Source organism: Paraoerskovia sediminicola (assembly GCF_030296575.1).
GTDB classification, from domain to species: domain Bacteria; phylum Actinomycetota; class Actinomycetes; order Actinomycetales; family Cellulomonadaceae; genus Paraoerskovia; species Paraoerskovia sediminicola.
In genome coordinates this window covers 2,256,161-2,278,262 of the sequence record NZ_AP027729.1, presented here as the reverse complement: position 1 = coordinate 2,278,262, position 22,102 = coordinate 2,256,161, and the positions used below count along the sequence as shown (strand labels likewise).

The following is a 22,102-nucleotide window of genomic DNA, read 5'->3' as shown; positions in this document are numbered from 1 at the left end:
GGTCGCCGGCACCCCGCCAGACGGACTCGACGAGCAGCAGGTCGATGTCCGATCCTTCGAGCTGAGCCTGCCAGGCTTCCGGGTCGAGGTCGATGATCTCTCCTCCGGACCGAACCCCAGGCGGGTGAACTCGTCGAGGATCGTCGCGATTCGCAACGGCCGGTCGTCGGACAGCCGACCTCGCGTTCGCGCCGCTGCCCGCTCGGCCGCGCGACCCGCCTCGGCGAGCTCCTCGGCCGAGGAGAGGACGCCGTCGGACGCGTGCAAGATCGACGACAGGCCCTCCCGGACTACCGGAGCATCGGGGGTGACCGGGGCCACCTGGGCGGAGGGCGCGGACGCGACGTCGGGCGGGGACGCCCGCCGGCGACGGACGAGCGCTCCCAGGGAGTTGGCGAGCTTGACGGCTCGTCGCGACCGGAGTGCGGCGAGCTCTTTCTCCAGGGCCGCCACCCGCCGGTCCCGCTCCTTGACCTCGGCGGCGAACGTGTCCGCACCGGCCTTGAGCTTCTTCCGTGCCGACTCGAGCCGAGTGATCCTCGCAGCGAGGTCCGCATTCTTGCGAACGTGGCGCTCGACCTTTGCCCGGGACTCCGCGACCTCGTAGCGCAGCCGCGCGTTTGCCGCCTCAGCGTTTCGACGCTCGTCCCAGAGGGACTCGACCGGCGCGGCCGCATCCTCCGGCCGATCTGCGCGCGCCGGGTCGCCACCGATCCGCTGGGTTCCGCTCACGCAGTCCACGCACCTCGGGTGTCGATGAGTTCCGCACCGCTCCGAAGCGCAGGCGGGTTGCGGAACGCCTTGTGGTCCACCAGCAGCGCGACGCAGTCTGCCGCGCCCAACGCCTCCTCCAGCGAGACGAGCCGGACGTTGTCGAGCCCCTCGAGCTCTGCGGGGAGCACGTCGACGTGCGGCTCGACGACCAAGATCGTCGCGTGCGGCTGGAGGTCGGCGAGGCGAGCCACGATCGCGCGAGCCGGGGACTCACGAAGGTCGTCGATGTCGGCCTTGAACGCCAGTCCGAGCGCGGCGACCACCGGGGCCGGCGTGCCGGCGATCGACCGCACGACGGCGTCGACCACCCATTCCGGCTTCGCGTCGTTCACCTCGCGCGCCGTGCGGATCAGTCTGCTGTTCTCCGGGTCCGCCGCGACGATGAACCACGGGTCGACCGCGATGCAGTGACCGCCGACACCGGCTCCGGGCTGAAGGATGTTGACACGGGGGTGGTGGTTCGCGAGCGAGATCAGCTCCCACACGTCGATCCCGAGGTTCGCGCAGATCATCGAGAGCTCGTTCGCGAAGGCGATGTTGACGTCACGGAAGGAGTTCTCGACGAGCTTCGCCATCTCGGCGGTGGTGGCGTCCGTGAGCAGGATCTCGCCGTCGCAGAAGACGTCGTAGAGCTCCTTGGCGCGACGGGCTGCCTCCGGTGTGATCCCGCCGACGACGCGGTCGTTGGTCACCAGCTCGGTCATGACCCGACCCGGGAGCACGCGCTCGGGGCAGTGCGCCACATGGAAGAGCGTCCGCCCGTCGTCGGCGACGAGATCGGGCCGCGCCGCGGCGAGCCATCCGGACAGTGCTTCGGTGGTCCCGGGGGCGAGGTCGACTCGAGCACCACGAGCGCGTCGCTCGTGAGCGTGGGCGCGACCGCCTTCGACGCGGCCTCGATGTAGGACAGGTCGGGGGTCCGGTCGTCGTTGAACGGCGTCGGGACCGCGATCACGTAGACGTCGGCCGGCAGGACCTCGGTGCTCGCCGTGAGCAGACCGGCGGCGACCGCCCGGGCGACGAACCCGGCGAGGTCAGGCTCGACGAAGGGGACCTCGCCACGGCCGACCGCGTCGATCGTCCGCTCGCTGACGTCCATGCCCTGCACGCGCACGCCGCTCTCCGCCAGGATCGCGGCGGTCGGGAGCCCGATGTACCCCAGCCCGACGACTGTGACGTTTCCGATGTCGGTCATCTCTACCTCTCAGTTGACACGCATGAACATGGCTCAGCCCGCGAAGTCGGGGAGCCTCTCGCCGAGGCCGAGCAGAGCCTCGATCGCCGCGACCGTGCGCGCAGCAGCACGCCCGTCACCGTAGGGATTGATGGCGTTCGCCATCTCCTCGTAGGCTGCCCGGTCGTCGAGCAGCAGGCCGACCTCGCGCACGATGAGGTCCTCGTCGGTGCCCACGAGCCGTGCCGTCCCGGCCTCGACGGCCTCCGGGCGCTCCGTGTCCTCGCGCAGCACCAGCACCGGCTTGCCCAATGAGGGGGCCTCCTCCTGCACACCGCCGGAGTCGGTCAGGACGACCTCGGCGAGCGCAGTGAGTGTGGCGAAGTCGGTGTACGACAGGGCGTCTGTGAGCAGCACGTTCGGGATCGACCCGAGGACGGGGACGAAGATCTCACGCACGAGTGGGTTCGCATGCAACGGCAGCACGAAGAGGGTCTCAGGTCGCTCGACGGCCAGCCGTGCAACGGCGCGGGCCGTGCGGCGCATGGGATCGCCCCACGACTCACGACGGTGGGACGTCACCAGCACGACCCGGCGTCCCGGCTCCTGTGCACGCGCGAGGCTCGGGACGTCGAAGGGGCGTGGGCGGCTCGTGACGTCGAGAAGCGCGTCGATCACGGTGTTCCCGGTGACCACGATGTCCTCTCTCGCGACACCGTTGCGCAGGAGGTTGTCACGGCTCACCGGGGTGGGAGCCAGATGCAGGCTCGTGATCTGGGTCAGGAGGCGGCGGTTGCCCTCTTCGGGGAACGGCGAGGCGATGGACGCGGTTCGCAGACCTGCCTCGACGTGCACGACGGGGATCTTGCGGTAGAAGGCCGCGAGACCTGCTGCGAGCGCGGACGTCGTGTCGCCCTGCACGACCACCACGTCAGGTCGATGCTCGACCAGCACCGGCGTCAGGCGTTCGAGCGTGCGGGCCGTCACGGCCTCCAGACCCTGGCCGTGCGCGAAGATGTCCAGGTCGACCTTCGGAACGATGCCGAAGACACCGTTGACCTGGTCGAGCATCTCCCGGTGCTGGCCGGTGACCACGGGGACGCAGTCGATGCCGTCGGCGGCGTCGAGACCCTGCACGATCGGGGCCATCTTGATGGCCTCGGGGCGGGTCCCGTAGACAGGCATGACCGTCATCGGCATAGAAGTGCCTTTCCTTGTGGTCCGTGCGGCGCGGCGCCGCGCCGTCAGCTCTTGCGTCGCTTCGCGCGGACGAAGCCCTTGTATGCCGCGCACACGTCCTCGGCAGGCCCGTCCATGACGAGCCGGCCCTCGTGCACCCACAGGACACGCGAGCAGATGCTTTCGATCGTGGCGAGCGAGTGGCTCACCAGGAACACGGTCCCGGCCTGTTCGCGCACCGTGTCGATCCGCGCCTTGCTCTTCTGTCGGAAGGTCGCGTCCCCGGTGGCGAGGGCCTCGTCGATCATGAGGATATCCGGTGTCGCCGCCGAGGAGATCGCGAATCGTAGCCGTGCGCTCATCCCCGAGGAGTACGTGCGCATCGGCAGATAGACCGCGTCGCCGATCCCGGAGAATTCGACGATGTCGTCGAATTTCGCCCGGACCTCCGCCTGGGTCAGACCCAGCGCGAGGCCGCCGATCATGATGTTTCGCTCACCTGACAGCTTGCCCATCAGCACCGCGTTGACACCCAGGAGGGACGGTTCTCCGGCGACGTACACCGCGCCCTTGGTCGGCGGGATGAGGCCCGCGACGGCACGCAGGAGCGTGCTCTTGCCGGAGCCGTTGATGCCGACGATGCCGATCGACTCGCCACGACGTGCTGTGAACGAGACACCTCGGACGGCGGGGATCTCCCGGACCGAGCCGACCTGGTCGCGCCCCTGAGCGAGCAGACGGCGCAGGAACCGGCGCCCCTTGGCGTCGTCGGCGGCGGCGGTACCGATCCGCTTCGCGCCCAGCACCCGATAGGTGATGTGGAGGTCGTCCACCAGGAGGCAGGGTTCCCCTAGCTCGCGTTCCGTGCCTGGCCCGCCCTCGAGGTCCTCCGGGTCGATCTCGAAGTCGATCTCGTCGGTCTCAGTCACGCCCGTACCTCTCCTCGCCGCGCCAGAACATGACGAACCCGACGACGAGGAACAGCAGTGCCCACCCGACGCCGAGGTACCACATCACCGGGTCCTGCGGGATCGTCGGCTCGTCCGCGATCGCTCCACGGGCCAGATAGAGGTAGACCGCGACCGGCTGGTACTCCAGGATCTTCGCCGCCGGGTGGTCACCCAGGAGGTGGTTGATGCTGAAGATCACGCCCGAGCCGTACATGAGGAACCGCATCGCGAACGGGATGAGGTTCTTGATGTCCGGCGTGATCGCGACCCAGCGCCCGACGAGGAACGCACAGCCCGTCGAGAACAACCACAGCAGGAGGACGGCGGGCACGATCAGGAACCACGACCAGTCCAGCGGCACCGGCCCCTGCCCCGGGAAGAACTGGCTGACCCACGACACCCCGATCATGACGATCAGCGCCGGCAGAAGCGTCGTGAGCTCCGACAGGACCTGGGCGATGGGCAGCACCGCCCGGGGGAAGTGCACCGAGCGGACCAGTGAGAGATTGTTGCGGATCGAGTCGGCACCCACGACGACGGACCGGTCGAAGAAGCGGAACATGAAGGTCCCGATCACGATGAACGCGATGCCGTTCGACATACCGCGGGTCGTATCGAGGATGATCCCGAAGATGATGACGTAGACGGTGGCGTTGAGCAGGGGCGTCAGGACGGCCCACAACTGACCGAGGTAGCTGTTCTGGTTGCGCGACTGCGACTTCGAGGTCGCGAGCACACCGATGAACGCTCGACGACGCCAGAGCTCACGGACGTAGTCCCGGAAGGACGGACGCACCCCCATCCGGGCGAGGCCGTTCTCCTCCACGACCCGGCGAAGCTCGTCCGCCCCGAGCCGCGCCGTCAGCGGCTCCGGTTCGCGGCCTGGATCCAACTGCTCCTCCGCCGAATCTGCGGAGACCTCAGAAGTTGTCACGACCGCTGCTGACCCATCTGTCGACGACTGCACCCTGGTTCGGTCCGAGCGACCGACAACCCATAGTAACGGCCCCGGAGCTCACAGCAGCCTACGACCCGTAGACTTCGGGGGTCCTTCCCGCACACGAGGAGTCACCTTGACATCGCTCTCCCGCGCATCGCAGTCTCTCCGCCGCGCGATCCCTGAACCTGTGAAGGCCGCACTCCGGCCGCTGCGCGACCGACTGGTCGGTAGCCCGAGCCGGCCGGAGGTTCGAGCCACGCCGGCGAAGGCACCGAAGGCCGCCGCGGACCCCGTACGACCCGCGGTCCGTGAGGTCCGCAAGGCGCTGAGGGCGAAGGAGCTCGACCGCGCCGAGTCGATCGCCGAGAAGAAAGCGGACAACCCGAGCACGGCGCGCCTCGGGCTGCTGCTGCGCGGGATCACTGCGTCCGCGCGCAAGCAGGATGCCCTCGCCCTGTGGTGCCTCGACGGAGCCGGACGCGCCGTGGTGCTCGAGCACGCACCGCGGGAATACATCGCTGCCGTGTTCGCCACGGACCGCGCGCGCGCAGTGACCGAGGCGGAGGGCTGGCTCTCCGAGGACCCCGGCTTCACCCCCGCACGTGGTTCGAGGTGTGGACCTGCCTCTTCGCCGCTGACGAGCTCGAGCTCGCGGAGCGTGCGTTCGACCGGATCGAGGAGATCCTCGCCGGACCAGGCGCGGGCGCCTGGTCGACGGCCGACCGCGAGATGGGGTGGGCACGCCGCTGGCACCACGCCCGCAAGGACCGCTCGAGCGGTCCGACGCCGCAGGGCCGCGTGGCGTTCGGCGTCATCGACTACGCCCAGCCAGGTCGCGCCAAGGCCTCGCAGAACATCGGCGACCAGGTCCAGACCTTGGCCTCGCTCGGCCACGTCGTGCGCCACCAGAACCTGAAGTTCCACGGCGACCCGGAGCTCGTGTCGTTCGTCGAGGGCCTTCAGGGGCGCGTCCGCCCCGAGCTCGCGCTCGACTCCACGGCCGCCGAGATCGACCTCGTCCGGGTGGACCGGGACGCGTCGTCGTACCACGAGCTCTCCGAGCCCACCTGGCTCCTCGAGTTCGGGTGGCACATGCACAGCCTCCTCAACAAGGAGGTCTGGGACTTCCCCTTCACCCGAACCTCCGCCCGATCTTCGTCTCGTTCCACTGCAACAAGCGTGGTCTGCTGACGCCGGAGGCTGTGGATTACCTGCGCCGCTACGCCCCGATCGGGTGCCGCGACTGGACGACGGTCGACCTTCTCCTCTCGCTGGGTATCCCCGCGTTCTTCTCGGGCTGCATCACCACGACGGTGAACACCGTCTTCCCGGAGCTCGAGCAGCGCCCCGAGCCCGCGACGGTGTACGTCGACGTCCACCATAGCGAGGTGCCCGAGGGCGTCGAGCACGTGCGGCAGTCGTACCGCGCCGTCAAGGACAAGTCGTTCATCGAGAACATGAACGACGCCGTCGACCTGCTCGAGGGCTACCGGACCCGATACACCCGCGCCGTCACGAGCCGGCTGCACTGCTACCTGCCGACGACCTCCCTCGGGCTCGACGTCCAGTTCGAGCCCAAGAGCGACGCGGACGTGCGGTTCAGCGGTCTGCTGCGCCTCTCGCCGACCGACTTCGACGCGATGCGCTCGCGCATGCGCGAGCGGCTCCAGCCCGCACTGACCGCGATCTTCGAGGGACGCCCCGAGGAGGAGGTCTACGCGATCTGGTCCGAGACCGTCGCCCAGGAGGTCGATGCCGCCCGGGCACGCCACACGGCGCAGGTGCCGGAGGCCGAGCTCCCCGTCACGGGTCGGGAGATGGCCGCCTCCGCGACGTACGAGCCCGCCCTCGGTGACGAGGACCCCGACGCCGTCTCAGTCGTGCTCACCCCGACGGACGAGGAGCTCCCGCTGGTCGGGCACGTCCTGAGGTCCGCCGCCCGTGCGACGTCGAAGCCCCTGCACGCCTGGGTCGTCACCGACTCCTCGGACCAGGTGCCGGTGGTCGAGGAGTTCGGATCACCGTGGTGCGCACCGCCGGCCTGCCGGGCGTCACCGGGGTGACCCGCCCGGTCGGTGCACGGTCGGTCGCCCGCGTGCTGCTCCCCGAGCTCGTCCCGACGGCGCGCGCCGTCGTGCTGCCGGTCGCCGGATACGTCTCCGGTGACCTCGCCGAGCTGGTCGCCACCTCGACGGGCACCACCGGTGTCTCGGCCCGGGCAGCGTCCACGGGCCGCGGCAGCGGGTTCGATGTCCTCTACCGGGCCGGGTGGCGCCTGCACGCGGCGCCGCAGCGTGCGTTCGAGCTGTACCGGTCGATCCACGTCGTCCACGACGCGGACTTCGACTCGTTCGACACCGCCGTCATGGTCCTCGACCTCGACCAGCTGCGTCGTGACGGCTTCGCCGACCGCTCACTGGGAGCGATGGAGCTCTACGCTCTCAACGATCGCGAGGCGTTCCACCTCGTGGCCGGAGAGGGGCGCGGCGAGCTCAAGGCACGCTGGGCGCACGTCCCGAGCAGAGACGTCCCCGAGGACCCGGCGATCTGGGCCTGGGCCGCGGGACGCGAGCCCTGGTCGACAGGGCACACCCTGGGCCAGTCGCTCTGGGCCGACGCCTGACCGGTGTGCTTGCCGGGCCGACGCCCGGCAAGCACACCGAGCGGTCGACGACCGCGCAGCAGATCCCCCGTCGCCCTCAAGGCTGCGGGGGATCTTCTGCGGTCACGAACGGCGCCGGAACACCGACGGTGGGGCGAGACGTGCCGAGCGGGTGCGTCGGGCGGTCAGTCCTTCGACGAGCGCCGCCGGTGCAGACCGAACCGCGTGAGCAGGCCCGGCGGATCGCGCGGGATCAGCTGATCGAAGTGCTCACGCCAGCGCTTTGCCGCCCGGCTCTCCGAGAAGTCCTTCGCCCTACGCCGCGCAGCACGCGACATCTCGTCACGACGCTCGGGCGGCAGCGAGCAGAACTCGACGATCGCGCCTGCCAGCAGGTCCATGTCGCCCGCGGGTACGAGATAGCCGTCGACGCCGTGCGTGATGATGTCGGACGGCCCGTAGCGCACGTCGTACGCGATCGGCACGCACCCTGCAGCCATGCTCTCGAGGAGCACGAGCGGCTGACCCTCGCTCGTGCTGGTGAGCATCGAGAAGCTCACGTTCCCGAACCGCTGCGCCCCGTCCGGCACGAACCCGTGCAGGACGACGTCCGCCGAGCCCGCGACGGAGCGCGCAGCCTCCTCGACGTGCGGCCGCCGTGCACCGTCACCGACCACGTCGAGCGTCAGCCGGCGCCCGAGGCGCTCCGCAGCCTCACCGACGGCGAGCACGGCGTGCGACGTGCGCTTGCGGGCGTTCAGACCCCCGAGCACCATTCCGTGGTCGACGGCACGCTGGCCCTTCTCGCCACGAGGCGCGGGCCGGAACGCGTTGGGGATGACGACGAGGTTGCCCTTTTCACCCACGCGCGCGACCACGTCCTCGCGCTGGGCGTTCGTGAGGAAGGCGACAGCATCGAAGTCCTCGAGCCGGTCCAGGAGCCTGCCCCGCTTCGGGTTCACCGGTGCGAACGGGTCCTCGGCCTCGGCGACGAGGTGCGTCCCGTGGACGAGGTGCGTCACCGTGATACCGCTGCGGCGGTACGTCGCGAAGAACGAGACCATCGACTTGGAGTCCACCACGACGTGCGCGGGCGCCTGCAACGTCTCGTCGAGCCACCAGCGGTAGAGGTCCCAGATGCCGCGCCAGACATGGACGGGACGACCCGCCCGGTCGAGAAGTGCCACGACCCGCGGCATGCCGCTCTCCACCGCCCGGTAGACGCGGACGAACACGCTGCCGTCGGACCGTCGGCGCTCTGTCATGACGAGCTCGTCGTCGGCGCGACGGTGCTCTACTCGGTCCCTCCTGTGCCCTTCGGGAACGATGGTCGTCGTTCCGTCGACCTCCGCATACCGGGCACTCTCGGCCCGCACCACCGCTCCAGACCGGGGCAGCGCAGTGTCCGGGCGCTCGGCGAGGTCGTGCCACAGGTTCCGTACGCTGACGGCTTCGTCCAGCGTCCCGCGCTCGCGGTACACGCTCTCGGCCTCGGCGACGTCGAGATTCGGGTCGAACGTGAGGATCGGGACCTCGACACCCTCGGCGTGCGCGATGAGTCGCGAGCGCTGGAGCAGCACCCCGGTCATACCGCCGTGGTCGATGGGCAGCGTCCACGTCGCGCTCGCGTACTGCACGACATCGGGCTCGTGGAACAGGCGCTCGGCCCAGGACGTGCCCATCACGCGTCTCCGCCGGCGAGCCGGGCGTCGAGCTCGCGCACGCTCTCGTCCCGCTCCTCGGCGGTCCGCGCGACGAACTCCGCGAAGCGCCGGATGCTGGCGCCGCGCTCCAGGCCGAAGTAGTAGCTGCGGGCGGTCCCCGGGCCTCGCGCTTCGGGTCGTCCCCGAGCGCGCTGCGGACGGTCTCCGCGAAGCCACCGACCGTGTCCCGGTCCACGACGTCCGCGGCCCTCGCGATGGGGGCCTCGTCCAGGAGGCGCGGCCGGTCGGTCCTGCGGTCGGTGAGGATGATCGGTGCGTCGCTCCGGAGGTAGAGGAAGTCGAGACCGACCGACGACACGTCGGTCACCAAGAGGTCGGTGCAGTCGAACAGCTCGAGGATGTTGACGTCGTCGAGCAGAAGGTGCCGCGACTCGCCGAGGGCATCGTTCGTCGAATCGATCATGCCGACGACCTCGCGGTGGGCGTCCGCGATCTCCGGGATGTCGCTCGTCGCGACGCGCGGGTGGGGCTTGTAGACGAGGCGGACGTCCTCCATGGCGAGGAGGGCGCGCACGATCTCGACGCCGTAGCGGTCGAGGGACGTGTAGTTGTTCGACTCGTCCTCACCCGACCATGTGGGCGCGTACATCACCGTCCGGAGCTCGGCGAGCGGGTCCAACGCGACGTCGAGGTCGAGGTCGAGCTGCGGGCGCCCACAGATCACGAGTCGAGACTCGTCGAACTGGATCAGGGCACGCCGGTGTCTCTCCACGGCGGCCGAACCTGCGACGACGACGTGGTCGTACGCCTTGGCCTGGTTCGAGACCATCGAGATCTTGTCGGACTCGCCATGGTTGATGTGCACGTGTGTCGCGCGACGGTGGATGAGCGACTGGAAGTTGCGCATCCCGTTGTTCGGGTACAGCACGACCTTGACGTCCACCTGGCTGTAGAACTCCATCAACGAGTTCAGCGTCCGGAGGAAGACGACCGGGAGGTCGGTGCGCTCACGCAGCGCGCGTGCGGTCGCCTGGTTGCGGGTGGCGATCGCCACCTGGTGGTCCCCGGACAGCCACTCGAGGATCGGGAGCCACTGGATGATCTGGTACATCCGGACGCGATCCTCGGCGAAATACGCGACGACGTCGTACGAGTCGACGATGTCCTCGAGCGCGGGGTCCGTCGGGACCTTGGCTTCATCAGGGATCAGCGTGCCCCGGACGACCTTCTTCGCGCGGGCACCCATACGCAGCACAGACTGCCCGAGGCGCTCCCTGAGACCCGCCCGGGTCTGGGGAGCCGAGGGAGCGTCGGGAGCACGGAGCCCGGCACGGGGCAGAGGTGTCGTCATTCAGTCCTCACACTGGTCTTCGGCGATGGTCCCGCCGATACGTCGAGGGCGCCGCCCCCTGGGTCAGAGCTGCTCGTTCGCGCGCTCGAGGTCCTCGTCGAAGTCGACCTCGACGGCGTAGAGGTCGGAGATGTCGACGGGCAGGAACTTCGCTCCCTCGTCCTCGATGAGAACCTCGATGCCGCGCTCGAAGTAGTCCTGCTCACCCACCGCGTCGAGCTTTGCGACGAGCGCGGCCTTGTCGCCCGCGGCGACGTAGTTGATGCCGACCGCCTCGCCGAGACCGCCCACGACGGTCTTCGAGAGCTCCTTGATGAAGCCTCCGTCGTCGACGGTGTACTTCACCTCTTCCTCGGCGACGGTCGCGGTGTTGACGCACACGAACGACTGCTCGCGTGCGACGAGGTCGCTGACGCGGCGCAGGACGTCCGGGTGGAAGACGACGTCACCGTTCATCCAGAGGACGCCGCGGTCCCCGGTGGCGCGCAGCGCCTTGAGGAGGCTCTTCGACGTGTTCGTCTGGTCGTACACCTCGTTGTAGGCGAACGTCACGTCGGGCGCGGCCTCCATCACCTGCTCGAGCTTGAACCCGACGACGATCAGGGACTCCGTGCCCTCACCGAACACCCCGCGGATGTTCTCCAGCTGCTGGGCCAGGATCGTCCGTCCGTCCTTCAGTGGCGTCAGCGGCTTGGGGAACGGGCGACCGAGCCGCGTACCCATCCCGGCAGCGAGAATCACCGTCTGCATCAGCTTCTCCTTCTGTTCGACTCGTACGTCAGGCCGGCAGCTCGCCGGCATTGATGCGCGCGACCTCTCGGTCGCGAATCTCCATGAGTTTCTCGCACGCCTCGACGAACCGTCGGATCGAAGCGCCGGGACTCGTGTCCCCCAGATATCGGTCCTTGAGCCGCGCCCTCTCCTCACCGAGCGGGTCCGCGGAGATCTCGTGGTCGACGAGCTCCGCGGTCGCGGTCGCACCGTGCGCCGCGAGCCGCGGGACGACGTCCGTGAGCTCGCTCTGCGCGACGGTCACGGGGCCCGCCGGCAGCGTGACGATGATCGGCCGCCCCGTCGCGAGCCAGTCCATGGCGACCCCGGACACGTCGCACACGAGCACGTCTGCGCGGGCGAACGTCTCTGCGAGCGGCGCGACGCCGCCGTCCACCTCGTGGGCGAGACCCGGCGCGACGGCGGGCGCGGACTCGAGGAGCTCCCGCACGGCGGCATCGGCTTCGCCGTACTCCGCGACCCTCACCCCGGTGAGGGGTGCGGGCGGTAGATCACTCGATAGCGCCCGGACTCGACCAGCGAGCGGACGAGCTCTCGGCCGTGCGTGACGACGGAGCCGTACTCCGCGCTGGGCTGGCCGCCCTCCCACGTCGGGGCATAGAGCACCGTGGGCGCCTTCGCCGCGACGCGCTCCGCGTCGAACCGGGCCCGCACGTCGAGGTGCGCGTCGAGCTGGGGCCGCCCGACCGGGATGCATCGCGCGTGCGCGTCGTAGAGCGTCGCGTAGCGCGCCATGCGGTCCACCGCGGCTTCGCCCGCGACGAACGAGAAGTCGTACGCCTTGGTCTGGTTGGAGACGGTCACCACCTTGTCGCTGTCCCCGTGCATCAACGAGACGTGGACGAGCCGGCCGAAGCGGAGGCAGGTGAAGTTCTCGGGGTTGTGGTTCACGTACAGAGCGAGCTTCGTCCTGGATCGCTCCAGGATGTCGTCGAGGGTCGTGTAGGACGCGATCGTGTGCACCGCGAGGCCCGACGACGCCCGGATGCGCGCAGCCGTGCGGGAGTCCTGGGTCACGACCACGACCGGGTGGGTCTGGTCGAGCGCCTCGAGCGCGGAGTACCACTGCTCGATCTGGTAGAGGGCCTCGGGCGTGTCGGCGAAGTAGACGAGCACCTCGTAGCGCCAGCCGTGCCCGATCAGCCGCGCGTCCTCGCCGTTGCGGTCCGGCGTTCCCGCCGGGACGACCCCGAAACGCCGCAGGAGTGCGCCTCCTGCCGACCTGATCTTTCGCGCGCGGGTAGCCCGGCGAGGTGCGGCAGGCATCGTTCTCCGTCCGGTGTCGGGCATGTCCGCTGAAGTCTACGACGAGGACCTTCCCAGGACGCACAGGCGGGCCCCTCCCCGTCGGACCGCACGATCCGTGGCGCGGGCCGCGGTGGCACGTGCACACTGGGCGCATGGGCAGAGTCGTCAGAGCCGTCGCATTCCTGAGCAGCGCCGTGCTCGCCCTGCTGTTCGTCGTGGCGCCAGGAGCGTCGGCCGCAGGGCAGTCCAACGCCGTCACGGGGAAGATCACCGGCCCCACCACCATCACCAGCGGGGGCTCGACCACCGTCGCGGCCACGTACACCAAGAACGGCACCAAGGTCTCCCGAGCCACCGTCGAGCTCCAGAAATACACCTCCGGCAGATGGGTCGACGCAGCCCCCATCACCATCACCGACGGCACCGGCGCCCGAACCATCTACCCCAAGGGCACCACCACCTACCGCATCCGCAACTACAACGGCAGCGCGATCAGCACCACCTTCAAGGTCACCGTCAGCGCCAACGCCGTCACGGGGAAGATCACCGGCCCCACCACCATCACCAGCGGGGGCTCGACCACCGTCACGGCCACGTACACCAAGAACGGCACCAAGGTCTCCCGAGCCACCGTCGAGCTCCAGAAGTACACCTCCGGCAGATGGGTCGACGCAGCCCCCATCACCATCACCGACGGCACCGGCGCCCGAACCATCTACCCCAAGGGCACCACCACCTACCGCATCCGCAACTACAACGGCAGCGCGATCAGCACCACCTTCAAGGTCACCGTCAGCGCCAACGCCGTCACGGGGAAGATCACCGGCCCCACCACCATCACCAGCGGCGGCTCCACCACCGTCACGGCCACGTACACCAAGAACGGCACCAAGGTCTCCCGAGCCACCGTCGAGCTCCAGAAGTACACCTCCAGCGGATGGGTCGACGCAGCCCCCATCACCATCACCGACGGCACCGGCGCCCGAACCATCTACCCCAAGGGCACCACCACCTACCGCATCCGCAACTACAACGGCAGCGCGATCAGCACCACCTTCAAGGTCACTGTCTCGTCCGTTCCCGCCTCGTTCACGATCCGCGGGTCCGGGTTCGGCCACGGCGTCGGGATGTCCCAGTACGGGGCGTACGCGATGGCGCTCGCCGGGAACAGCTCCACGCAGATCCTCGGGCACTACTACCCCGGGACGAAGGTCTCGCGGCCCACCACGCCCGAGTCGGTGGCGGTCCAGGTGTTCGGTCCCGAGCCGTACTCGTACACGAAGGGCACCTACTCGGACGAGAAGACCTCGACGACCGTCAAGGTCACGGGAGGTTCCTGGAGGCTGCGCAGCGACGACGGCACGACGCTGGCGAGCGGGACGGGGACGACCGAGATCGGGCTCAGCACGACGAGCACCACCGTCACCGCGACGATCGGTAGCCGCACGTATCGCGACGCCGTGCTACGCATACACTGGTCCGGGACCAGGTACTACATGAGCAGCGGGCCCGAGGCGCTGGCGACGATCACGGGCGCGCAGGGCGTCTACCGCAACGGACGGCTCACGGTCCGACCACGGTCGGGCAAGGTCAACATCGTCAACGACGTGCTGCTGAACACGGAGTACCTCTACGGCATCGCGGAGATGCCCTCCTCCTGGGGCAGGACCACCCTCTCCGCGCTCGCCGCCCAGGCGATCACGGCCCGCAGCTATGCGATGACGAAGTCGTGGAAGTCGGCGTGCGCCTGCCACGTGGTGGACGACATCCGTGACCAGAACTACACCGGCTGGCGCAAGGAGGGAGAGGGGACGTCCGGCTACTACGGGGACATCTGGGTCCGGGCCGTCGACGCCACCGTCTCGAACCGGACGTCGGCGAAGGTGCTCACCTACGCGGGCAAGCCTGTCGCGACGCACTACTTCTCGTCGTCGGGCGGTCGCACGGTCAGCTCGCAGGACGTGTGGACGTCCACCGTCCCGTTCGAGCAGAGCGTCGACGACCACTGGAGCCTGGACGCTCCCGGGAACTCCATGAAGGCGTGGACCCGATCGATCAACCAACGCTCGGCGCAGACCCTGTTCGGCTTGTCGGACGTCGTGAGCATCTCGGTCAGCAAGAAGTCGAGCGGCGGCACGATGCTCGCGCTCACGGCGACGTCCTCGGCCGGAGCCACCACGACGATCTCCGGCAAGTCGGACGCGCTCCGGAGCCGGCTCGGCAGAGCCACCACCGAGGGCAGTCTCCCGGCGGCCTGGATCACGTCCATCGGGTAGCCGGCGGAGATCAGCTCATCGCAGTCGCGCCGACCACGCTCCGAGCCCCGACTGCGCGTCGACCGCTGCCCGGTACTCGGCCCGCAGGCGTCTCCACGTCCTGGCCGCTCGCACGTGCAGGCGCCAGGACCGCTGCAGGATCCCGCGTGCGCGACGACGGTCCCTCACCATCGCAGCCGTGGCGGTGTCCCCGATCCGCACCTCGTCACGTCCGAGCCCCAGGCGCCAGGTGAAGTCCTGGGCCTGCGCCACGCCCGACACGGCTCGTCGTCCACGAGGGCCGTCGGCGGCGAACAAGCCCGCCACACCCCGCCAGAGCCCTGCGACGAGCGACATCACGTGCGGGTCAGGCGTTGGTCCATCGGCTCCCGTGCCAGGTCGCGGGCCCGCTGCGTCGAGGGCGGCCTGCGCCCGCGGGCGCACGGCGGTCAGGTCGTTCTCGAGCCACGCGGGCCCGTCCACGACCTCGGCCAGTGCCTCGTTCCAGAGCTCGGCGGTGCCGTACTGCAGGGAGAGGACGTGCTTGACCTGGTGGACGAACGAATCGAGGAGCACGCCCCGGCCGGCCCCGTAGGCAGCGGCGGTCGCCAGCCGGTTCCGGTGCAGGGGCCACGCCGACCACGACGAGATGGTCCCTTTGGCCGCCCACGTCGGGTGCCAGACGGCGCACCCCGGTACGACGGCGACGGCGAGCCCCGAGGCCCGCGCGCGGAGTCCGTACTCGGCGTCGTCCCACTTGAGGAAGTACGGCGCCGCGAGACCGATCCGTTCCACCGTCCCCGCCGGCAGGAACGTCCCCCACCACCCCGTGTACTCGGGCCTGTCCTGCGGTCGCGTGTACCCCCAGCGGTCCGGGGTGCCGGCAGAGGCGTCGACGCCGTGCCCCAGGCCGTCGATCGGGCCCCAGTGGAACGTGCGCTTGTCGATCCCCTCGGCGAGCGCCTCGAGCGACGTCGGCGACTCGGCCGAGAGCAGCCCGGTGCCGAGGATCGTCGGGTCGGGTACGAGCATCGACAGGGCGTGCATGCGCCGCAGCGCCTCCGGCTCGACCTCGGCGTCGTCGTCGAGCAGGAAGACCGGGTCGTGGGGCCAGCGAAGGGACTCGACCATGCCGCGGGAGTACCCGCCTGAACCACCGAGGTTATCCTGCTCGAGCACGACAGCCCGGTCGCCCGCGTCGTCGAGCACCGTCCCGGTCCCCGGGGCGGCGAGGAACGAGCTGCCCTGGTCGATCACCACGACGCGTCCCACGGTCTCGTCGAGCGCGGGTTGTGTCAGACGACGGATCTGCGCCTGCGCGTCCGCCTCGCGTCCGTAGGTGGGCACCACGACCGTCACCTGCGTCGCGCGGCCCCGGTTGCGGCCCAGCCCGCCCCCGGAGGCCCACGAGGCGCTCTCGAGCGACCCTCCGTCCGGACCGGCTGCGAGCTCGAGCCAGTACCAGTCGGTGCCCTCCGTCCGCGGCAGGTGCATCTCGATCGGACCGTCGACCAGTCGAGACTCGACGATCCGACGGCTCCCGCCACCGGACGCCCAGACCGTCAGCTTCCCGGTGGCCCGTACCTGCAGTCGCAGGTGCCCGGGGCCGATCAGCTCACGCCACCAACCGACGGGCGCCGCGTTGAACCACGTCCCGAGGTCGAGGGTCCCCCCGGGCGCGACGACGAGCTTCTCCCCCTCGACGGTGACCGGTCCCCGCCAGTAGAGCGGGACACGTGCTTCCACGTCCGAGAGCGCGAGACGCTGGAGGTCGGTGATCGGCATCGAGGAAGCCTACGTCCAAAACGGCACGCACAGACCGCTAGTCGACGACGACCTTGAACGTCGAGGACACCGCGCTCCCGTTGTAGTTGCGTACCCGGTACGACGTCGTGGTCTGCGGGGACACCGTCGCCCGACCCGCACCGCTCCTGATCGAGATCGGCACCGCGTCGACCCACCGACCACCGGAGTACCGCTGAAGCGTCACCGTGGCGGACGGGACGGCCGCACCGTCCTTGCGGTACGTCGCTGTCACCACCGCGCTGCCCCCGGGCGCCACCGTCGACGACCCGACCACCTCACCGGTCACGGTCGTGGCGACGACGACCTTGAACGTCGGCGACACCGCGCTCCCGTTGTAGTTGCGCACCCGGTACGACGTCGAGACCTGCGGAGACACCCTCACCTGACCCGCACCACCCCTGATCGGGATCGGCGCCGCGTCGACCCAGCGACCGCCTGAGTATTGCTGCAGCGTCACGGTCGCCCACGAGACCAACGCGCTGTCCTTCGTGTACGTCGCAGCCACGACCGCGCTGCCCCCGGGCGCCACCGTCGACGACCCGACCACCTCACCGGTCACGGCCGGAGGGCTCGCCGCGGCCGCGATCCGCGGGAAGGCGACGGCGCTGATGCGGACCCGCTTGCCGGAGTCGAGGTTGGAGAATCGCACCGTGCCCGAGTAGGACTTGCTCAGCCCCAGCGTGAGGTACGCGGCATCCCGGGGCGTAGCCGAGGCGAAGCTGATCGTCCCGACCCGCGTACCCCCGATCGTGACGGCGACCTTTCCGTAGCCAGGTCCCGTCTGACCGATGATCTGCACCTGACGGACCTGGGAGACGTCGTCGACCCTCATCGACCCGGTCCCGCTGGTGCTCTCGTAGTACTTGTCCCAGAACGCGTCCGAATCGCTCCTGAGGTTCCAGGACGGCGAGCGGACGACGTCGGAGCTCGACAAGGGCCGGGTGATCTGCGAGTGGACCTTGATCGGTCCGAGCCTGCCGCGGGAGTCGACGGCGCGGACGGCGATCAACCGGGTGTCACCGGTGCTGGTCTTGATCGTGGCGCGCGGCGAGGAGACCGTCTTGTAGACCGTCCAGGTGCGCGAGTCGGGCATGGAGCTCGAGTACCCGGCCTGTCTGGTGAGGACCTTGTACTTCACCGCGCCGGTGACGGGCTTCCAGCTGAACGTGGACGACCCCCACCGGGCGACGGGCGACTGCGAGCTCGACGCCTTCACCGGCGTCGGCGCCGCCGTGGTCGGCTTCGCCGCGCCGTACTTCGAGACCGCCGCGGAGATGCGCGACTTCGTGCCTGTACGGATCGACGACAGCTTGGCGTAGAGGTAGCGCCCGGGGCAGGCGGTGATGTTCGTGTCCCGGTGTCCCTGGATCACGTTGACGGTCACCTTCGTCCCGGACGAGGCCCTGGTGCCGGACCCGGTCGAGCCACCGGTGATCAGGGTCGTCTTCCCCGTGGCGTTCAGCCCGTGGACGTAGCCCTTCCAGGCGAGGACGCGCTCGATCGAGGTCACCATCACTGCCGGCGGGGAGACGGTGTCGTAGTTGCCGATCGCCGAGATCCCGATGGTCTGGTTGTTGTAGCCGCCGGCCTGGGCGCCCACGGGAAGGTCGTAGATCGCGTCGCGGCGCCCCTGGAAGATCTTGCCGCCCTTGTCGACGAGGAACTGGTAGCCGATGTCGGGCCAGCCCCGAGAACCGGTGTGGTACGCGTAGATCCCGCGGACGATCGATGCCGAGCTCGAGGTCGAGTACGAGTTGCTGCCTGCGGTGTGGTGCACGTACATCGCCTTGAGATCGGACGAGACCGTCGGCCAGGAGCTTCCTTGCTCTCGTCGGCCCCCACGCCTTGCGCGTGACGATGGACGGTTGGATCTCGCTGCCCGTGCCCGCGGACGCGCTCGACGCCGGCGTCGCAGCCGCTGTCGCGTCCGCGGCCGACGTACCGGGATCGACGACGTCGACCCGCAGCCCGGCAGGCACCTCCCCCGTCGCGGTCACCACCCTCGCCTGGATCCCGTCGGCGCCTCCGGTCACGACCGGCTGCGTCCCCGCCCGCTCTCCGGGGAGGCCCAGCGCATCGATCTCGAGGGCCGACCAGTCGCTCCACGCGTCGTTCTCGTGCACACGCACCGCAGCCTCGACGACCTCGTCGTCCTCGCTGGTGCGGTCCCAGGTGATCCCCGCCACGACGAACTCGCCCGTGTAGGTGAGCGGGCTCAGAGCGGCGAGCTCACCGTCGACACCGATCTCGTCGGTGGCGGCCGCGACGTCCGGGGCGCTCGCTGCGCTGTCCGAGGTCTCGGGCTGGTCCGCCGTCGCGTCCAGGTCTGCGGAGACCTCGGCCGGAGCCAGCGCGGTCTCGTCGGCGGCCGCCGCGAGGTCGACCCCGTCAAGCTCGACCGTGTCGGTCTCGGACTCGACCGCGTGCGCCTCCGGGACGGGCAGCGCGACCACCGGGAGCACGACGCCACCTGCGGTGAGGGCTGCGACCAGACTGAGAGAAAGGAATCGGCGCATGCGCGAAATAGTAAGCGGGATCACACCATCGCGCTGGGCCGACCCGCGCAGGGCCGCGCAGTCACGTCTCCACCGACGCCGGCGGCGTCGGAGTCACAACGCCCGCGCGTCGCTCTCCAGCAGCACCGGGATCCCGTCCTTGACCGGGTAGGCCAGCGGCCGCTCCGTGTCGGTCGAGTGAAGCTCGGGCTCCCCGCCCGGTCCGGTGCCCTCGACCAGCCGCGCGCCCGTCGCGGGGCAGCGCAGGATCTCGGTCACCCAGTCGTCGAGCCGGGGTGTCGTCTCGTCGCTCACGGTGCTCTCCTCAGTCATTGTCGGCCGGGCGGTCGTTCGGGCGATCGGCCGGGCGGTCGGCGGCCGGGCCGTCGGCCAGATCGTCGGTCGGGTCGTCGGCGCGGACGAGCGACAGGACGTCGTCGCGCACCTTCTCCATGATGTCCTCGTCCGCGGCCTCGACGTTCAGGCGCAGCAGCGGCTCGGTGTTGGACGCTCGCAGGTTGAACCACCACTGCGGGTGGCCGGACCAGTGGGAGACGGTGAGGCCGTCGAGCTCGTCGACCTCGACGGGCCCGGCGCCCTGTTCGGTGACGTATGCCTGGACCACCCGCGCCCGCGCGGCCGGGACGTCGTCCACCCGCGAGTTGATCTCGCCCGACGCGGTGTACGGCTCGTACATCTCGGCCAGGACCGACAGCGGGTGCGGCTGCTCGCCGAGCGCGGCCAGGACGTGCAGCGCGGCGAGCATGCCGGTGTCCGCGTAGAAGAAGTCGCGGAAGTAGTAGTGCGCGCTGTGCTCCCCGCCGAACACGGCCTCGTGCTGCGCCATCTCGGCCTTGATGAACGAGTGGCCCACGCGGGTCCGGACGACCTTCGCGCCGGCGGCGTCGAGAAAGTCGGGCACGGCGCGCGAGGTGATGAGGTTGTGGATCACGGCCGGGTGCTCGCGGCCGGCTGCCTTCTCCTTCTCGACCTCGCGCAGGCCCACGAGGGCCGTGATGGCGGACGGCGAGACGGGGTCGCCGTGCTCGTCGACGACGAAGCAGCGGTCGGCGTCCCCGTCGAACGCGAGGCCGAGGTCGGCGTCGTGCTCGACGACGGCGGCCTGGAGGTCGCGCAGGTTCTCGGGCTCGAGGGGTTGGCCTCGTGGTTCGGGAACGACCCGTCGAGCTCCCAGTAGAGCGGGACGACGTCGAGCGGGAGCTCCGGGAGGCCGGCCGCGGTCCCGAGCACGGCCGGGGCGGTGTACCCGCCCATGCCGTTGCCGGCGTCGACGACGACCTTCAGCGGGCGGATCCGCGAGATGTCCACGAGCCCGCGCAGGAACGCCGAGTAGTCGGCCAGCAGGTCGCGCTCGTCGGTCGTCCCGGGCGTCGGGGCCGGCTCGGGCAGCCCGTCGTCGAGGTACTGCTGGGCGAGCTCGCGGACGGTCGCCAGGCCGCTGTCGAGGCCGACCGGACGCGCGCCCGCCCGGCACATCTTGATGCCGTTGTACTCGGCGGGGTTGTGGCTCGCCGTGAACATCGCGCCGGGGCGGTGCAGCGAGCCGGACGCGTGGTACAGCCCGTCCGTCGAGCACAGCCCGATCAGGGTCACGTCCACCCCGGCAGACGTGACGCCGTCCGCGAAGGCCGCCACCAGTCCCGGGCCGGACTCGCGCATGTCGTGACCGATCACGATGGCCGGACGGTGCGTCTCGACGACCTCGTCCCCCGAGACGTCGGCCCACTCGGGGACCACCACGACCCGGGCGAACGCGGCACCCACGGCGCGGGCGACGGCGTCGTCGAACTGGTCGGGGACGACGCCGCGCACGTCGTAGGCCTTGATGATCTGCGACAGGTCTTGACTCACACCGACCACCCTAGTCTTCCGGGTGTCGGACGACGGCCCGCCCGCGGGTGGACCCGTCGCCTCAGCGCTGGTCGGCCCGCAGCACCCGCAGGTGCCCGCGGCGCCCGACCTCGGTCACGTCGTCCGGCTCCGCGTTGCCGGGCGCCCGCCCGGCCTCCCGGACGGCGTCGGCGAGGGCGGAGAGGTCGTCCGGGCTGGGCCCGGACTCCACGAACTTCGGGGACAGGCGCACGACCTCCCACCCGCGAGGAGCCGTGAGGCGCTCCGCGTGCTCGGCGCACAGGTCGTAGCTGTGGGGCTCCGCGAGGTGCGCCAGCGGGCCGAGGACCGCCGTCGAGTCCGCGTAGACGTAGGTGAGGGTGGACACGGCTGGGCGCACGCACGCCGTACGGGAGCACTGCCTGACCGGATTCACGTGGCGACCCTACGCCCGCCCCACCGACGACGTCGCGGCCACACGCCGCCCCGGGCCCGCCGAGACCGAGTCGTGACCCGGTGTCATGTGGGCTGTCACCTAAAGTCGTGTCGTGCCGCCGTCCGACCTCCCGATACCGCTCACCGGGCCGGACCCGTCCCACGGGTCCGAGCACCGCCCTCTGCGTCGGCGCGACCGCCGGGGCCGCGGGATCCGCGGCCCGGTCCTGCCCCACGACCTGCCCGCGTGGGCGACCCGCGCGGAGATCTTCGACGACTACGTGCTCGCCGCCGTCGAGCAGCTCGAGCGCCGGTGGGAGAAGGAGCTCGACGGGACCGAGTTCGCGGTCGAGGACGTGCCGCCGTCCGACCCGGCGCCGTGGGAGACCGCGGGCGTCCACCTCGGGCGGTGCCACCCCGCCCAGGCCGGGCAGCCTGCGAGGATCGTGGTGTTCCGCCGCCCCGTCGAGTCGCGGGCTTCGGGCCCGGAGGACCTGCAGGACCTGGTGCGCGACGTGGTCGTCGAGCAGGTCGCGCACCTGTTGTCGCGGCCGCCCGAGGAGATCGACCCCCGCCACTGACGCGG

General features: G+C 70.2%; 17 protein-coding genes and 3 pseudogenes. 6 read left to right on the top strand and 14 right to left on the bottom strand.

What is annotated here, in order from left to right; genetic code table 11:
* Positions 1–728: 728 nt before the first annotated feature.
* The 4 genes and pseudogenes from wecC to QUE47_RS10600 all read right to left on the bottom strand — a co-directional run bounded on the left by wecC (position 729) and on the right by QUE47_RS10600 (position 4,969).
* A pseudogene (gene wecC / locus QUE47_RS10615) lies at positions 729–1,969 on the bottom strand (UDP-N-acetyl-D-mannosamine dehydrogenase).
* Positions 1,970–2,002: 33 nt separating this feature from the next.
* Entirely contained in the window at positions 2,003–3,148 is a 1,146-nt protein-coding gene (wecB, locus tag QUE47_RS10610; RefSeq protein ID WP_286219476.1) for a non-hydrolyzing UDP-N-acetylglucosamine 2-epimerase, read from the bottom strand.
* Positions 3,149–3,192: 44 nt separating this feature from the next.
* On the bottom strand, positions 3,193–4,056 hold the full coding sequence (locus QUE47_RS10605) for an ABC transporter ATP-binding protein (protein ID WP_286217268.1): 864 nt from the start codon (positions 4,054–4,056) through the stop codon (positions 3,193–3,195).
* The gene (locus QUE47_RS10600; RefSeq protein WP_286217267.1) at positions 4,049–4,969 is read right to left on the bottom strand and encodes an ABC transporter permease; all 921 of its coding nucleotides are present in this window, start codon (positions 4,967–4,969) and stop codon (positions 4,049–4,051) included. The genes QUE47_RS10605 and QUE47_RS10600 overlap by 8 nt, the downstream gene beginning before the upstream one ends.
* 660 nt (positions 4,970–5,629) lie before the next feature.
* Here QUE47_RS10600 and QUE47_RS10595 point away from each other — a divergent pair.
* From QUE47_RS10595 to QUE47_RS10585, 3 genes are read left to right on the top strand one after another with little or no spacing between them, the layout of a single operon-like run.
* Positions 5,630–6,208, top strand: coding sequence for a hypothetical protein (locus tag QUE47_RS10595; RefSeq protein ID WP_286217266.1), 579 nt, complete (start codon positions 5,630–5,632; stop codon positions 6,206–6,208).
* A gap of 11 nt (positions 6,209–6,219) precedes the next feature.
* The gene (locus QUE47_RS10590; protein ID WP_286217265.1) at positions 6,220–7,080 is read left to right on the top strand and encodes a hypothetical protein; all 861 of its coding nucleotides are present in this window, start codon (positions 6,220–6,222) and stop codon (positions 7,078–7,080) included.
* On the top strand, positions 7,041–7,640 hold the full coding sequence (locus QUE47_RS10585) for a hypothetical protein (protein WP_286217264.1): 600 nt from the start codon (positions 7,041–7,043) through the stop codon (positions 7,638–7,640). The genes QUE47_RS10590 and QUE47_RS10585 overlap by 40 nt, the downstream gene beginning before the upstream one ends.
* Before the next feature lie 164 nt (positions 7,641–7,804).
* On the opposite strand, the gene QUE47_RS10580 is transcribed toward QUE47_RS10585, so the two are convergent.
* The 5 genes and pseudogenes from QUE47_RS10580 to QUE47_RS10565 all read right to left on the bottom strand — a co-directional run bounded on the left by QUE47_RS10580 (position 7,805) and on the right by QUE47_RS10565 (position 12,692).
* Complete coding sequence (locus QUE47_RS10580) at positions 7,805–9,301, bottom strand: glycosyltransferase (protein ID WP_286217263.1); 1,497 nt, start codon at positions 9,299–9,301, stop codon at positions 7,805–7,807.
* A 346-nt stretch (positions 9,302–9,647) separates the two neighbouring features.
* Positions 9,648–10,112, bottom strand: a pseudogene (locus QUE47_RS16850) (CDP-glycerol glycerophosphotransferase family protein); the annotation flags it as partial.
* Between the two features lie 585 nt (positions 10,113–10,697).
* Positions 10,698–11,384, bottom strand: a complete 687-nt coding sequence (locus QUE47_RS10575; protein ID WP_286217262.1) for a phosphocholine cytidylyltransferase family protein — start codon at positions 11,382–11,384, stop codon at positions 10,698–10,700.
* 28 nt (positions 11,385–11,412) lie between these two features.
* On the bottom strand, positions 11,413–11,856 hold the full coding sequence (locus tag QUE47_RS10570; RefSeq protein ID WP_286217261.1) for a hypothetical protein: 444 nt from the start codon (positions 11,854–11,856) through the stop codon (positions 11,413–11,415).
* 32 nt (positions 11,857–11,888) lie between these two features.
* The gene (locus tag QUE47_RS10565; protein ID WP_286217260.1) at positions 11,889–12,692 is read right to left on the bottom strand and encodes a hypothetical protein; all 804 of its coding nucleotides are present in this window, start codon (positions 12,690–12,692) and stop codon (positions 11,889–11,891) included.
* Positions 12,693–12,826: 134 nt separating this feature from the next.
* On the opposite strand from QUE47_RS10565, the gene QUE47_RS10560 reads away from it, so the two are divergent.
* Positions 12,827–14,950, top strand: coding sequence for a SpoIID/LytB domain-containing protein (locus QUE47_RS10560; protein WP_286217259.1), 2,124 nt, complete (start codon positions 12,827–12,829; stop codon positions 14,948–14,950).
* Between the two features lie 15 nt (positions 14,951–14,965).
* Here QUE47_RS10560 and QUE47_RS10555 read toward each other — a convergent pair whose 3' ends face one another.
* Positions 14,966–16,714 carry a glycosyltransferase gene (locus QUE47_RS10555; RefSeq protein WP_286217258.1) on the bottom strand — a complete coding sequence of 583 codons (1,749 nt, stop codon included), beginning with the start codon at positions 16,712–16,714 and terminating at the stop codon, positions 14,966–14,968.
* A 37-nt stretch (positions 16,715–16,751) separates the two neighbouring features.
* A complete protein-coding gene (locus QUE47_RS10550) occupies positions 16,752–18,512 on the bottom strand; it encodes an N-acetylmuramoyl-L-alanine amidase (protein ID WP_286217257.1) in 1,761 nt (586 codons plus the stop codon).
* A 74-nt stretch (positions 18,513–18,586) separates the two neighbouring features.
* Between QUE47_RS10550 and QUE47_RS10545 the strand changes: the two genes are divergently transcribed.
* Positions 18,587–18,940: a hypothetical protein gene (locus QUE47_RS10545; RefSeq protein WP_286217256.1), complete on the top strand. Its 354-nt coding sequence runs from the start codon at positions 18,587–18,589 to the stop codon at positions 18,938–18,940.
* 404 nt (positions 18,941–19,344) lie between these two features.
* Here the strand turns inward: QUE47_RS10545 and QUE47_RS10540 are convergent, their stop codons facing one another.
* The 3 genes and pseudogenes from QUE47_RS10540 to QUE47_RS10530 form a co-directional block, all read right to left on the bottom strand.
* A complete protein-coding gene (locus tag QUE47_RS10540) occupies positions 19,345–19,563 on the bottom strand; it encodes a Trm112 family protein (RefSeq protein ID WP_434019677.1) in 219 nt (72 codons plus the stop codon).
* Positions 19,556–21,111 (bottom strand): annotated as a pseudogene (locus QUE47_RS10535) (phosphomannomutase/phosphoglucomutase). Before QUE47_RS10535 ends, QUE47_RS10540 begins: the two are co-directional and overlap by 8 nt.
* A gap of 52 nt (positions 21,112–21,163) precedes the next feature.
* A complete protein-coding gene (locus tag QUE47_RS10530) occupies positions 21,164–21,517 on the bottom strand; it encodes a DUF3499 domain-containing protein (protein WP_286217254.1) in 354 nt (117 codons plus the stop codon).
* 112 nt (positions 21,518–21,629) lie between these two features.
* Between QUE47_RS10530 and QUE47_RS10525 the strand changes: the two genes are divergently transcribed.
* Positions 21,630–22,097: a metallopeptidase family protein gene (locus QUE47_RS10525; RefSeq protein ID WP_286217253.1), complete on the top strand. Its 468-nt coding sequence runs from the start codon at positions 21,630–21,632 to the stop codon at positions 22,095–22,097.
* The last annotated feature ends 5 nt before the right edge of the window (positions 22,098–22,102 follow it).